Raw genomic sequence first — 13,985 nt, 5'->3', positions numbered from 1 at the left:
CGGCCTCCCGACCCCGACGCCCTGCGGCACACCGGCCCGTGCTCCCGGCCGGCGTGCCGCCCGCTCCCTTTTCCTGAATCCGGTCGCCTGCCCCTGCCCGGCGACCCCGGCATCGATGGATGCCCCGCAAGGTTTTTTCCATGATCACTCTCCGAAACGTCACCCTGCGCCGCAGTGCCAAGGTCCTGCTCGACAACGTCTCCGCCACCATCAACCCGGGCGAGAAGGTCGGCCTGGTCGGCCGCAACGGCGCGGGCAAGTCCACGCTGTTCGCGCTGTTCAACCGCACGCTGCATGAGGACGGCGGCGATTTCTCCATGCCCTCCCAGTGGCGCATGGCCCAGGTCGCGCAGAACATGCCCGAGACCTCGGAATCCGCCACCGAATTCGTGCTGTCCGGCGACACGCGGCTCACCGAGCTGCGCGCCCAGCTGGCCGCCGCCGAGGCCGCCGACGACGGCATGGCCATCGCCCATGCCTATACCGACCTGGCCGACGCGGGCGACTACGACGCCACGTCGCGCGCCCAGGCGCTGATCCTGGGCCTGGGCTTCAAGTCCAGCGAACTGGACAGTCCGGTGGACAGCTTCTCGGGCGGCTGGCGCATGCGCCTGCAGCTGGCCCGCGCACTGATGTGCCCGAGCGACCTGCTGCTGCTCGACGAACCCACCAACCACCTGGATCTGGACGCGCTCGTCTGGCTGGAGTCGTGGCTCAAGGGCTACCCCGGCACCATGATCGTCATCAGCCACGACCGCGAGTTCCTGGATGCCGTGACCCAGGTCACGCTGCACATCGAGAACGCCAAGCTGAACCGCTACGGCGCCAACTACAGCAAGTTCGAGGAAATGCGCGCCCTGCAGATGGAGCAGCAGCAGGCCGCCTTCGCCAAACAGCAGGACAAGATCGCCCACCTGCAGAAGTTCATCGACCGCTTCAAGGCCAAGGCCAGCAAGGCCAAGCAGGCGCAGAGCCGCGTCAAGGCGCTGGAACGCATGGAAAAGGTGGCGCCGCTGCTGGCCGAGGCCGAATTCACGTTCGAATTCAAGGAGCCGGGCCACATACCGAACCCGATGATGTCGATCGACAACGCCTCCTTCGGCTACACCGCCGAGGACGAGGCCGTACCACCCAAGATCATCCTCACGGGCGTGAGCAAGTCGGTGATGGCGGGCCAGCGGATCGGCATCCTGGGCGCCAACGGCCAGGGCAAGTCCACCTTCGTGAAGACGGTGGCGCACGACATGAAGCCGCTGGCCGGCCAGATCATCGAAGGCAAGGGCCTGCGCATCGGCTACTTCGCCCAGCAGGAACTGGACGTGCTGCGCCCGCAGGACACGCCGCTGGAACACATGATCCGCCTGGCCAAGGAAATGGGCGCCGATGCCAAGCAGCCCTCGCGCGAGCAGGACCTGCGCAGCTACCTGGGCACCTTCAACTTCACCGGCGACATGGTCAAGCAGGCCGTGGGCACCATGAGCGGCGGCGAGAAGGCCCGGCTGGTGCTGGCGATGATGGTGTGGCAGCGCCCGAACCTGCTGCTGCTGGACGAGCCCACCAACCACCTGGACCTCGCCACGCGCGAGGCCCTGGCCATGGCGCTCAACGAATTCGAGGGCACGCTGATGCTGGTCAGCCATGACCGGGCGCTGCTGCGGGCGGTGTGCGACGAGTTCTGGCTGGTCGGGCGCGGCGTGGTCGGCCCCTTCGATGGCGACCTGGACGACTACCAGCGCTACCTGCTGGACGAAGCCAAGCGCCTGCGCGAGGAAGAGCGGATCGCAGCGGCAGCTCCCGCCTCGGCGGCCCAGGGCAAGGCGGCTCCTGCCGCAGCCAAGGCGGCAGCGCCCGCGCCGGCTTCCGCGCCGGCCGTCCCAGCGGCCACGCCGCCGGCGGTTTCCGCTCCGGTGCGCGACTCCCGCGAACAGCGCAAGCTGGATGCCCAGGCCCGCCAGCAACTGGCGGAGAAAACCAAGCCGCTCAAGCGCGAGCTGGAAAAGATCACCCAGCGCCTCGCCATCCTGGCTGGCGAAAAGGCCGAGCTGGAACAGCGCCTGAGCCAGCCACTGCCTCCTGCCGAGATCGCGGAGGGGGGACGGCGGCTCAAGGCCTGCGGCGACGAGACCGACCGCCTGGAAGAGCGCTGGCTCGAGATTTCTGAACAGATCGAAGCGCTGGAGCAGACCGCGGACAAGTAAAAGGCTGTAACCCCATCCTGCAATTTGTTGCTTTAATCCTTTGCGGCGCTGGCGGTGCAGCTCCCGTTTCGATAGCAAAAGAATCGTCTTCGGCCGGTTGCATTTTTTTTCGTTCTGCTGTCAACGCGGTTTCAGGCCTCCGCGTTGTCTACCCATCAAGGAGCTAACGATGAACCCCTCTGCAATCCTGTCTGCCTGGCCCGAAGACGAACGCGACCGCAAGCGCGCCCCCTTCCGTTTCTGAAGCGCCGGAAGCGGTCCACGGGTGGGTTAGGCTCATTGCTCCCCCCGACATTCCTCTACCCATTGAAAAACCCCGCCGAGGCGGGGTTTTCTTTTGCCCGAAAGCACAGGGCCCACGTCCACCCAGGGCGGGCGTGGGCAAGTGGCCTCAGCCCATGTGCAGACCACCGTTCACCGAGAAATCGGCGCCGGTCGCATAGCCGCCCTCTTCCGAGGCCAGCCAGGCGATGATCGAGGCGATCTCGCTGGGTTCGCCCAGGCGCTTCACCGGCACCGTCGCCACGATCTTCTCGAGCACGTCCGGGCGGATCGCCTTCACCATGTCCGTCCCGATGTAGCCCGGGCTCACGGTGTTCACCGTGACGCCCTTGGTCGCCAGTTCCTGCGCCAGCGCCATCGAGAAGCCGTGCATGCCCGCCTTGGCGGCCGAGTAGTTGGTCTGGCCGGCCTGGCCCTTGGCGCCGTTCACGCTGCTGATGTTGATGATGCGGCCCCAGCCCTTCTCCACCATGTCGCCCACGACCTGCTTGGTCACGTTGAACATGCTGTTGAGGTTGGTCTCGATCACGGCGTCCCAGTCTTCACGGGACATCTTCACGAACATGCGGTCACGCGTGATGCCGGCGTTGTTCACCAGCACGTCGACCGTGCCGTGCTCGGCCTTGGCCTTGGTGAAGGCCGCGACCGTGGAATCCCAGTCACCCACGTTGCCGACCGATGCGTGGAACGTGAAGCCCTGCTCCTTCTGCTCGGCCAGCCACTTCGCGTGGTCGCGCGTGGGGCCGCATCCCGCGATCACCTTGAAGCCTTCCTTGTGCAACCGCTGGCAGATGGCCGTGCCGATGCCACCCATGCCCCCCGTGACATACGCTACTTTCTGGTTCATATCATGTATCTCCTGATCAACGATTCACACAATCACTCTATCCAAGTTCCAGGGGCCCGGGGCTGAGGTAAACACCCAGCAGCGCCCCCTCGAACCGTTCAGACCCGCTCGACGGCCAGCGACACGCCCATGCCGCCACCGATGCACAGCGCGGCCACGCCCTTGCGGGCATCGCGGCGCTGCAGCTCGTGCAGCAACGTGACCAGCACACGGCAGCCGGAGGCGCCGATGGGATGGCCGATGGCGATCGCACCGCCGTTGACGTTCACCTTGGCGGCATCGATGCCCAGGCCCTTGTTGACGGCGCAGGCCTGCGCAGCGAACGCCTCGTTGAGCTCGAACAGATCGACGTCGCCGGCATCCCAGCCCGCGCGCTGCAGCACCTTGCGGGTGGCGGGAATCGGGCCCAGGCCCATCGTGGCCGGGTCGAGGCCGCTCGTGGCGTAGGCGACGATGCGGGCCAGGGGCTTGAGGCCGAGTTCGGCCGCCTTCTTGGCGCTCATCACCACCACGGCGGCAGCGCCGTCGTTGAGGCCGGAGGCGTTGCCCGCCGTCACGGTGCCGGCCTTGTCGAAGGCCGGGCGCAGGCCCGCGAGGGCTTCGGCACTGGTCTTGCGGTTCAGGTATTCGTCGGCCTCGAACAGGACGGGATCGCCCTTCTTCTGCGGCAGGCTCACGCCCACGATCTCGTCCTTGAAGCGGCCGGCGTCCTGCGCCGCGGCCGCCTTCTGCTGGCTGGCGAGGGCCAGGGCATCCTGCTGCTCGCGGGAGATGCCCTCCTGCTTGGCGACGTTCTCGGCGGTGATGCCCATGTGGTACTGGTTGTAGACGTCCCACAGGCCGTCCACGATCATCGAATCGACCATCTTCCAGTCGCCCATGCGCTGCCCGTCGCGCGAGCCGTTGAGCACGTGGGGCGACAGGCTCATGTTCTCCTGGCCGCCCGCGACCACGATCTCGCTGTCGCCGGTGGCGACGGCCTGGGCGGCGAGCATCACGGCCTTCAGTCCCGAGCCGCAGACGGCGTTGATGGTCAGGGCCGGCGTCTCTTTCGCCACGCCCGCCTTCATCATGGCCTGGCGGGCGGGGTTCTGGCCCGCACCCGCCGTCAGCACCTGGCCCATGATCACTTCGCCCACCTGGTCGAGCGGCACGTTGGCGCGCGCCAGGGCTTCCTTGATCACGATGGCGCCGAGTTCGGTGGCTGGGGTCTTGGCGAGCGCGCCGCCGAACTTGCCCACGGGCGTGCGGACGGCGGAAACGATGACGATATCTTCCATGTCGATCCTAAGAATGGTGAATGAACGAATGAGGTGAAAATTCAGGAGCGCTGGCGCACGTAGCGCCCCGGTGCCGGCTCGATGGCCTGAAAACGGGCGCCCTTGCCGTAGCGTCGGGGGGCCGCCACCATGGGCCCCGCATGGCCGCGGAGCCAGCCGGCCCAGTCGGTCCACCAGCTGCCGGGGTGCTCGGTCGCGCCCGCCAGCCAGTCCGCCAGGGTCTCGGGAAACACGCCGTCCTCGCGGAGCCAGTGGCTGCGCTTCTTCTTGGCCGGGGGATTGATCACGCCCGCGATGTGGCCCGATGCGCCCATGACGAACCGCCGGTCGCCCGGCAGCGCCTGGGTGGATGCGTAGGCCGCGGCGGCGGGAACGATGTGGTCCTCCCGCGAGCCGTAGATGTAGACGGGCAGATCGACCAGGTTCATGTCGATCGGCTCGCCGCACACCGTCAGCCGACCGGGCTTGACGAGGTTGTTCTCGAGGTAGAGGTTGCGCAGGTACCAGGCGTAGAACGGCCCGGGCAGGTTGGTCGAGTCGCTGTTCCAGTAGAGCAGGTCGAACGGAGGCGGCGTCTCGCCCTTCAGGTAGTTGCCGACGACGTACGTCCAGACGAGGTCGTTCGGTCGCAGGAAACTGAAGGTAGAGGCAAGGTCCTGGCCCTTCATGAGTCCGCCCTGCCCCATCTGCATCTCCCGGAAGCGCACGAAGCTCTCGTCGATGAACACGTCGAGGATGCCGGTCTCGGCGAAGTCGATGAAGGTGGTGAGGAAGGTGGCGCTGGCCACGGGCTCTTCGCCGCGCGCGGCCAGCACGGCCAGGCCCGTCGCGAGCATCGTGCCGCCGACGCAGAAGCCCAGCGCGTTGATCTGGTCGCTGCCGGCGATCTCGCGGGTGGTCTCGATGGCGCAGAGGACGGCATCCTCGATGTATTCGTCCCAGGTGGTGTGGGCCAGGCTCTCGTCCGGATTGCGCCAGCTCACCACGAAGGTGCGGTGGCCCTCGGACACCGCGTGGCGGATCAGCGAGTTCTCGGGCTGCAGATCGAGGATGTAGAACTTGTTGATGCAGGGCGGCACCACCAGCAGCGGCCGCTCGTGCACCTTGGGCGTCAGCGGCTTGTACTCGATGAGCTGGAACAGCGCGTTCTCGTAGACCACCGCGCCTTCGGACGTGGCCACGTTGCGGCCGACCTCGAAGACGGTCTCGTCGGTCATCGACACATGCCCCTGGCGCATGTCGTGCAGCATGTTGGCGACGCCCTTCGCGATGCTCTCGCCCTGCGTGTCGATCGCCTTCTTCTGCGCCTCGGGATTGAAGACGAGGAAGTTGCTGGGCGCCATCGCGGCCATCCACTGCTCCACGCCGAAGCGAAGGCGGGCACGGGTCTTGGCGTCGGCATCCACCGCCTCGGCCAGGCCCATCAGGGTGCGCGCATTGAGCAAGTAGGCGGCTGCCGAGAAGGCCGCCATAGGGTTCTCGGACCAGGCCGTGGCGCTGAACCGCCGGTCCTTGAGTTCGGCCGGGCGCATCGCCTGGCTCCAGAGCTCCGAGGCCTCTTTCAGGTACTGCTGCTGCAGTTCCGCGAGCTTGTCGGGAGAAAAGCGGATCGCGGGCAGCGCCTGCGCGGGATCGCCGTTCGCGGCGGCACCGCCACCGGCCTGCCGGAACGCGGCGAGCGCCTGCGTCCAGCTTTCGCTCAGCTTCTGCTGGATCTGCTGGGCGTTCGCGGCCCAGCCTGCATCAAAATCCATGAACGTGTCTCCTCTCCCCATCATGCCATCCCGCAGGGCCATCCCGCGGGAACGCACACCGGCATTGTTGCCGAGCGGAAGGCCACGAGGCAATGCCGCTTTCGGTTTTTCACGATATAGCTCAGTTTTCGGAATGGAGCCCCATGTATCTGGTAGTCATCGGCTGGTTGTATGTGACGGTGATGATGGCGGTCGCGGAGGCGGCGAGCCCGCAGGGCAGCCTGCTGGGCGCCGCGGTGACGTTCATCTTCTATGGCCTGGTGCCCGTCGCCATCGTGGCGTACATCCTGGGCACGCCGGCCCGCAAGCGGGCCCTGCGCGAGCGGGAGCGGAGCGAGGCCGAGGCGTACCAGGCCAAGGCACAGGCCGCCAAAGCCCCTGAGGCCGGGGCGGGCCGGGCCTCGCCCACCCTCGGGCTACCCGGCGGCCCCGCCGAGCCACACGCAGGCGGCGAAGCGCCCGCCGCTGGCCCCGAACCGCTCCATCGAGGCCCGGTGCGAAAAGAACCGTGACGACTGCAGGACGGTGCACCACGCGTCGCTGCCGTCGTTGCCGTAGACACCCTCCACCCCCAGCGCCACGAGCCGGCGCCGCGCGAGGCCGGGCAGGTCCGCCAGGTACTTGCCGGGGCGCGCGGCCGTGAAATGCGCTGCCGCGCCTGCGTCCTGCGCGCAGAACGCCTGCCGTACCTCTTCACCCACTTCGAAAGCGGAAGGGCCGATGCAGGGTCCGAGCCAGGCGAGCACGCCGTGCCCTGCAATAGCACCCAGGCCAGGGAACGGCTGCGTCGATCCGGCCTCCGCCGGCAGGGTCGCCGTCACCCACCGCGCGACGGCCTGCTCCAGCACACCGCCGGCCAGGCCGCGCCAGCCGGCGTGCGCCGCGGCCACCCGCGTGCCCGTCCGGTTCGTGAACAGCACCGGCAGGCAGTCCGCCACCATCACCGTGCAGGCACGCCCGGGGCGGCTGGCGACGCACGCATCGGCTTCGGTGCCGTCGGGCACGCCCGCGTCGAGATCCACCACGGCCGTACCGTGGACCTGTTTCAGGAAGGTGGGTGCCACGGCCGTGGCGGCATCCGGATGTTCCAGGCCGGCCAGCCACCGGCGCAGGCGGCGGCGGTTCTCCCGGACTGCCTCCGGGTCGTCTCCCACGTGGTCGCCGAGGTTGAACGCCTCCCAGGGCCCCTGGCTCACCCCGCCGGCGCGCGCGGTGCACAGCGCATGCACGTGCGCGGGCGCGGGCCAGTCGGGCACCAGCCATCCCTGCGGAAGCCCGCGGTCGGCGATGGGGCCGGCCGCCACGCCGTCAGCCCTCGGCATCCGGGCAGGCGGACGGATGGGCCGCCTGGAAGGCCGGCAGCGCCGTCGCGGCCTCCCACGCCGCCAGGGTGCGCGGCAGGCCGGCCAGGTCCACCTGGAACCTCTGGGCGTTGAAGATCTGCGGCACCAGGCAGCAGTCCGCCAGCGTCGGGGTGTCCCCCCAGCAGAACCGCGACGGCGGCAGTCCGCCCGCCCGGCGGTCCTCGGCCAGCAGGCCGAGCTGCCGCTCGAAGGCTTCCAGCCCGCTGCGCACCCAGTGCCGGTACCAGGAGGTCTTGGCGGAGTCGTCCTGGCCGAGCGTCTGCGTCAGGTACTTCAGCACGCGCAGGTTGTTCACGGGGTGGATCTCGCACGCCACCATCTGGGCCAGCGCCCGCACGTGCGCGCGTCCGAGGGCATCGGCGGGCAGCAGCGGGGGCGCCGGATGGGTTTCGTCCAGGAATTCGATGATCGCCATGGACTGCACGAGCGTGGTGCCGTCGTCCAGCTCCAGCGCCGGCAGCAGCGCATCCCCCACCCGGTCCGCATAATCGGGATCGCGGTGCTCGGCACGCACCAGATGCACGGGAACGTACTCGTAGGCCAGCCCCTTCAGCGCCAGCGCGATGCGCACGCGGTAGGAGGCGGAAGATCGGAAGTAGTTGAACAGCTTCATGGTCCGGCGAGCATAACGTCCCGTGCATGGCACACTCTGGCAGCGCGCCGCGCCCGCACGGCGCGCTCGACCGCCCACCACACGACGAGACGACATTCCCCATGACCTACGTGATTTCTCCCGCCCCGATCCCCAGCGTGCCCGTGGCGGGCACGGCCGAGCGCTTCCCGATCCACCGCATCTACTGCGTCGGCCGCAACTACGAGGAACATGCGAAGGAGATGGGCTTCACGGGCCGCGAGCCGCCGTTCTTCTTCATGAAGCCGGCCGACGCCGTCCTGCCCGTGGCGGCGGGCGAAACCGGCAAGATGCCCTACCCCAGCCTCACGGCCAACCTGCACCACGAGATCGAACTGGTGGTGGCGATCGGCAAGGGCGGCAGGAACATCGCCGCGGCGGACGCGCTGCAGCACATCTGGGGTTACGCCGTCGGCCTGGACATGACCCGGCGCGACCTGCAGAACGACATGAAGAAGCAGGGCCGCCCCTGGAGCATCGGCAAGGGCTTCGACCACAGTGCACCCATCGGCCCGATCACGCCCGCCGTGCAGGCCGGCGATGTGGCCAAGGCGGGCATCTGGCTGCAGGTCAACGGCGCCGACCGCCAGCGCAGCAGCGTGTCGCAGCTGATCTGGAACATCGCCGAGACGATCGAGCACCTCTCCGCCGCCTGGGAGCTGCAGCCCGGCGACCTCATCTTCACCGGCACTCCCGAAGGCGTGGCCGCCGTGGTGCGCGGCGACGTCCTGGAAGGCGGTGTCGAAGGCCTGGGAACGCTGCGCGTCGAAATGGTCTGAAGCCCTGCCCGGCGTCTCGAGGCGCCCCCTCCATCGCATCCATCCATCACGCCCTCGCTGCCGGGGGCCCATTCCCCCGATCCCCATGACCGTTCGCAGCCCCATCAAGCACTGCCGTGAATGCGGAACCGCCGTGGTGTACCGCGTGCCCGACGACGGTGACACCAAGCTGCGCGCGGTCTGCCCGGCCTGCCACACGATCCACTACGAGAACCCGCTGAACGTGGTGGGCACGGTGCCGGTGCTCGGCGACCGCGTGCTGCTGTGCAAGCGCAACATCGAGCCGCGCTGGGGGAAGTGGACGCTGCCGGCGGGCTTCATGGAACTGCATGAGACCACCGCCGAGGGCGCGGCCCGCGAGACCGACGAGGAGGCCGGCGCGCACATCGAGATGGGCCCGCTTTTTTCGGTGCTCAGCGTGCCGCGCGTCGGGCAGGTGCATATGTTCTTCCTCGCGACGCTCCAGAGCGACCAGTTCGCGCCGGGCTACGAGACCATCGAGGCCCGCCTGTTCACGGAAGACGAGATCCCGTGGGAGGAGATCGCCTTCCGCACCGTGAAGGCGACGCTCGAACGCTATTTCGCCGACCGCCGCGCCGGCGTGCTGGGCGCGGGCCGGGTGTACTGCGCCGACATCCTCTGACGGGTCCACCCCGGGGGCCGGCCTTTCCCGGCGAATGGATTTCGGCCCATGGCGGGGTGTAACCCGGTGTAATTTGGGCACGCGGTTTGCTTGTCGAGTTGCGACGCACCCGGGCGGGGGGCGCAGGAGACTCCATGCAGACATCGGCGGCCACACCCACAGAAAAATTCCTCCCCTTCATGCGGGAAGTGACGCGCTACGAAAGCGCATTGCGCGAACTGAATCTGATGTGGCGGCTCATCGAGTCGTCGGCCAAGATGAACTGCCCCGAGGAGGCGCGCAGCATCCTCCCGATGATGAGCGCCACCCGCGAGGGCTTCCAGCAACTCGAAACCGAACTGGTGCACTCCCTCGTGGGGGAGTCCATCGGGCAGGTGATGGCCGAGCTGGGCACCAGTGCGCGGCATGTGATCGACATCGTGGTGCGCAACCTGTACGAGCGCACGGCCGACGTGGGCTTCCTGGCCACCGACCAGGACCTGTGCCGCTTCGTCGCCGGGCTCGATACCGACCAGGGCGCGGTGCTGATGCGCCTGCGGGAGTACCGCAACAAGTACACCGTGTACGACGAGATCATGCTGCTGGACTGCAAGGGCGCGGTGGTGGCGCAGATCGACGAAACCAGCCCTGTCGAGGGCACGCAGGATGCGCTGCTGGCCCGCACACTGAAGAGCGATGGATTCGTCGAGAGCTTCGGCCCCACCGACCTGCGGCCGGGAAAGCGCCATGCGCTGCTGTACTCGCACCGCATGCTGCATCCGCAGACCCGCGAGCCCGTGGGCGTGCTCTGCCTGAGCTTCGCCTTCGCCGATGAAATGCAGGGCATCTTCCAGGCGCGCAGCCATGGGCAGCAACGCCAGATCCCCCTGCTGCTGGACAGCGGGCACCGGGTCATCGCCAGCGGCGACCCGCTCTGGATTCCCGTGGGCGCCCAGGTTCCCGTCAACGAGGCCGGCGCTCCCGCACTGCAGGTGCACGCCGGACGCGCCTATCTGGTGCAGACCGTGGCCGCCGCCGGTTACCAGGGCTACCCGGGCCCCGCCGGCTGGCGCGGCCAGGTCATGGCGCCGGTGGACCTGGCCTTCTCGGGCGAGCCGAGCCAGGTGCTGGATCAACTGGAGCCTGGCGTGGGCCACGGGCTCCTGAGCCACGCGCGGCATTTCTGCCCGCCGCTGCATGCCATCGTGAACGCCGCCGACACCATCCGGCGCGTGGTCTGGAACGGCCAAGTCATGACCGGGCGGGAGCACCAGGACGTCGTGCGCCTCAAGGCGGTGCTCGAGCAGATCGGAGAAACCGGCGCGCTCACCAACGAGGTATTCGGCCGCTCCATCCGCGAGCTGTACGGCACGGTGCTCATGTCCAGCATGCGGGACGGAGAGCTGCTGACGCAGCTGCTGGTCGACCTGCTCGACCGCAACCTGTACGAGCGCGCGAACGACTGCCGCTGGTGGGCCCTGGCGCCGGAACTGCGTGCCCTGCTGGCCGACGGCCGGCCCGAGGCCCGCACGCCCGAGGGCGTCGCGAACGTGCAGCGCATCCTCGAGCACATCAACGGGCTCTACACGGTGTATGCCCGTCTCATGGTGTACGACCGCGAGGGCCGCATCATCGCCTCGAGCCGGCCCACGCTGGACGACGGCCGCTCGGTGGTGGGCATGCACATCGAGCAGGACACGCTGGCCGCGGTGCTGGCCATGAAAGACACGCAGTCCTACCACGTCGCACCGTGGCAGGCCAGCGCCTTCTATGGCGGGCGCAGCACCTACGTCTACCATGCGGCGGTCCGCGCGCCCGGCGACGAGGGCGCCGTCGTGGGCGGGATCGGCATCGTCTTCAACGCCGAAGAGGAGTTCGAGGCCATGCTGCGGGGCGCGCTCGCCACCAAGTCCCGCACGCGCAGCTTCTTCCTCGGCAGGGACGGCGCAGTGCTCTCCAGTGCCGATCCCCGGGTGCCGGTGGGAACGGTCCTGAGCGTGCCCGAGGACATGCTGGCCGTGGCCAGTGGGCGGAGCCTGTCGCGGGCCATCGTCCACGAAGGAGAGTATTGCATCGTCGCCTGCGCGGCGTCGCACGGCTACCGGGAATTCAAGGTGTGCGACGGCTACCGCGAGGACGTGCTCGCGCTCTCCGTGCAGTCCTTCGGCGCGCAGGTACCCGGCGCCCTGGAGGCCGCCCAGCGCCGCCATGCCACGCTGCTGAGCGAAGCGGGCACGGGCGAGGGCCGGGAAATGGCCACCTTCTTCATCGGCGACAGCATCTTCGCGCTGCCTGCCGCGCATGTCGTGGAAGCGCTTCCCGTCGCCCAGATCGCCCGCGTGTCGGCCGCGGGCCTGCCCTGCTGCATGGGCACCGTGCCCCTGCGTTCCAACGGGAAGGTCCTGGAATACGCGTGGGTGTTCGATGTCCACGAGCTGCTGACGGGCCGGCCCGGCACGCGCTCGGCACAGAGCCAGGTCATCGTGGCACAGGACGGCGGCACGGTCGTCGGCCTGCTGGTGTGCGAACTGCACAGCGTGGTCCACTTCGCGGCGGCGAACATCTTTCCAGCGCCGGGCCTGTCCGGCCTGGGCGGCGCCGTGGTGACGGAGCTGATAAAGGCCAACGGCGGCCGCACCCTGGTGCAGTGCCTGAACGTGTCCCGCCTGGTGCGGCTGCTGCGGGGGACGCGCGAGCCGCAGGGGCCGCTGCCCGAGGCCGCCTGACGCGGGTCTGCGGGAAGGAATCCGAGGCCCTGCACGGCACGCCGCCGGTCGCCGGCACGCCCGTACACTAGGGCCGCTACCGATCGACCGGACGGCCCCGGGCCGCCCACCTCCTCACCTGATGACCGATGAACTGCAACGCCTGCGCGCGGGCGCGCTCGCCGGCGCCCGCACGCTGCGCATCGCCGCCGGCCTCGAGACCTTCCCCCACGAAGTGTTCGACCTGGCCGACACACTGGAAGTGCTGGACCTCTCCGGCAACCACCTGTCCACGCTGCCCGATGATCTGCACCGGCTGCATCGGCTGAAGGTGCTCTTCGCCTCGGCCAACCGCTTCACCGAACTCCCCACGGCCCTGGGGGCCTGCGCGCAGCTGGAAATGGTGGGCTTCAAATCCAACCGGATCACCCACGTGCCGGCGGAGGCCCTGCCTCCGCGGCTGCGCTGGCTGATCCTGACCGACAACGCCATCGCGGCCTTGCCCGACGCCCTCGGGGACCGGCACCGGTTGCAGAAGCTGATGCTCGCCGGCAACCACCTGCGCGCGCTGCCCGGCACGCTGCAGCGCTGCGCATCCCTGGAGCTGCTGCGCATCGCCGCGAACCGGTTCGACGCCCTGCCCGGCTGGCTGGCCGAACTCCCGCGGCTCGCATGGCTGGCCATGGGCGGCAACCCTTTCAATGAAGCCGCCGAAGCACGCGCGCGCAGCGGGCACGGCGCCGCACAGGTGGGCTGGTCCAGCCTGTACGTGGGCGAGGTGCTGGGCGAAGGCGCTTCCGGACGCATCCTGGCGGCCCGCCTGCCCTCCGGCGCCGGGCAGCGGGACGTGGCCGTCAAGCTCTTCAAGGGGGAGGTCACCAGCGACGGCCGACCGCTTTCCGAGCTGGCGGCCAGCCTGGCCGCGGGCCGGCACCCCCGGCTGATTCCGGTGCTGGGGCGGCTGAACGGCCATCCGGACGGCACGCAGGGCCTGGTGATGGAACGCATCCCGGCGGCCTACCGCACGCTGGCCGGCCCGCCCAGTTTCGAGAGCTGCACGCGCGACATCTATCCCGCGGGGCTGCGGCTGCCGTGCGACGTGGCCCTGCGCATCGCCGCCGATGTGGCGTCGGCGCTGGCACACCTGCACGGGCGCGGGCTGGCGCACGGCGACCTGTACGCACACAACCTGCTGTGGCGCCCGGACGCGCCGTCCGGCCAGGCCTGCAGCCTGCTGGGCGACTTCGGCGCGGCGGCCTTCGCGCCGCCAGGGCCGATGGGCGACGCGGCGCGGCGCATGGACGTGCGCGCATTCGGCGTGCTGCTCGCGGAGTTGTGTGACCATGCCGAGGGACCGCTGCCCGACGGCGCACGAACGCTGGCCGGCGATTGCCTGGCCGAACGCCCTGCCACCCGGCCCGATGCCGCGGAACTGGCGGCCCGCACGGTGCCGTGGGCCGCAGCCTGAGCGGCCGGCCGTCCAGGGATCAAACGGCGGTGCGGCGACGGCCCGGGGCCCCCGC

11 protein-coding genes are annotated in these 13,985 nt (G+C 69.2%); 6 read left to right on the top strand and 5 right to left on the bottom strand.

Annotated features, from left to right (window positions below; genetic code table 11):
- Positions 1–140: 140 nt before the first annotated feature.
- Positions 141–2,198 (top strand): ribosomal protection-like ABC-F family protein, encoded by a 2,058-nt coding sequence (gene abc-f, locus Q9R47_RS12640; RefSeq protein WP_311233546.1) that lies wholly within the window; start codon positions 141–143, stop codon positions 2,196–2,198.
- A 391-nt stretch (positions 2,199–2,589) separates the two neighbouring features.
- On the opposite strand, the gene phbB is transcribed toward abc-f, so the two are convergent.
- The 3 genes from phbB to phaC all read right to left on the bottom strand — a co-directional run bounded on the left by phbB (position 2,590) and on the right by phaC (position 6,361).
- Positions 2,590–3,327, bottom strand: a complete 738-nt coding sequence (gene phbB / locus Q9R47_RS12635; protein ID WP_311233545.1) for an acetoacetyl-CoA reductase — start codon at positions 3,325–3,327, stop codon at positions 2,590–2,592.
- 98 nt (positions 3,328–3,425) lie between these two features.
- A complete protein-coding gene (locus Q9R47_RS12630) occupies positions 3,426–4,607 on the bottom strand; it encodes an acetyl-CoA C-acetyltransferase (RefSeq protein WP_311233544.1) in 1,182 nt (393 codons plus the stop codon).
- Positions 4,608–4,648: 41 nt separating this feature from the next.
- A complete protein-coding gene (gene phaC / locus Q9R47_RS12625) occupies positions 4,649–6,361 on the bottom strand; it encodes a class I poly(R)-hydroxyalkanoic acid synthase (RefSeq protein WP_311233543.1) in 1,713 nt (570 codons plus the stop codon).
- 143 nt (positions 6,362–6,504) lie between these two features.
- On the opposite strand from phaC, the gene Q9R47_RS12620 reads away from it, so the two are divergent.
- On the top strand, positions 6,505–6,873 hold the full coding sequence (locus tag Q9R47_RS12620; RefSeq protein WP_311233542.1) for a hypothetical protein: 369 nt from the start codon (positions 6,505–6,507) through the stop codon (positions 6,871–6,873).
- On the opposite strand, the gene Q9R47_RS12615 is transcribed toward Q9R47_RS12620, so the two are convergent.
- Both Q9R47_RS12615 and maiA read right to left on the bottom strand, forming a co-directional pair.
- On the bottom strand, positions 6,778–7,683 hold the full coding sequence (locus tag Q9R47_RS12615) for a laccase domain-containing protein (protein WP_311233541.1): 906 nt from the start codon (positions 7,681–7,683) through the stop codon (positions 6,778–6,780). The two genes, Q9R47_RS12620 and Q9R47_RS12615, sit on opposite strands and share 96 nt — an antisense overlap.
- Complete coding sequence (maiA, locus tag Q9R47_RS12610) at positions 7,670–8,338, bottom strand: maleylacetoacetate isomerase (RefSeq protein WP_311233540.1); 669 nt, start codon at positions 8,336–8,338, stop codon at positions 7,670–7,672. Before maiA ends, Q9R47_RS12615 begins: the two co-directional genes overlap by 14 nt.
- Before the next feature lie 101 nt (positions 8,339–8,439).
- On the opposite strand from maiA, the gene Q9R47_RS12605 reads away from it, so the two are divergent.
- From Q9R47_RS12605 to Q9R47_RS12590, 4 genes are all read left to right on the top strand, one after another.
- Positions 8,440–9,135: a fumarylacetoacetate hydrolase family protein gene (locus tag Q9R47_RS12605; protein WP_311233539.1), complete on the top strand. Its 696-nt coding sequence runs from the start codon at positions 8,440–8,442 to the stop codon at positions 9,133–9,135.
- An 85-nt stretch (positions 9,136–9,220) separates the two neighbouring features.
- Positions 9,221–9,778 carry an NUDIX hydrolase gene (locus Q9R47_RS12600; protein ID WP_311233538.1) on the top strand — a complete coding sequence of 186 codons (558 nt, stop codon included), beginning with the start codon at positions 9,221–9,223 and terminating at the stop codon, positions 9,776–9,778.
- A 134-nt stretch (positions 9,779–9,912) separates the two neighbouring features.
- Positions 9,913–12,483, top strand: a complete 2,571-nt coding sequence (locus Q9R47_RS12595) for a chemotaxis protein CheW (RefSeq protein WP_311233537.1) — start codon at positions 9,913–9,915, stop codon at positions 12,481–12,483.
- A 121-nt stretch (positions 12,484–12,604) separates the two neighbouring features.
- A complete protein-coding gene (locus tag Q9R47_RS12590) occupies positions 12,605–13,930 on the top strand; it encodes a leucine-rich repeat-containing protein kinase family protein (RefSeq protein ID WP_311233536.1) in 1,326 nt (441 codons plus the stop codon).
- Positions 13,931–13,985 lie beyond the last annotated feature (55 nt).

Source organism: Acidovorax sp. PRC11, from assembly GCF_031844105.1.
In the GTDB taxonomy this organism is placed as follows: domain Bacteria; phylum Pseudomonadota; class Gammaproteobacteria; order Burkholderiales; family Burkholderiaceae_C; genus Paracidovorax.
Note: the sequence above shows the minus strand (reverse complement) of the source record. Positions and strands in the feature narration are given on the sequence as shown.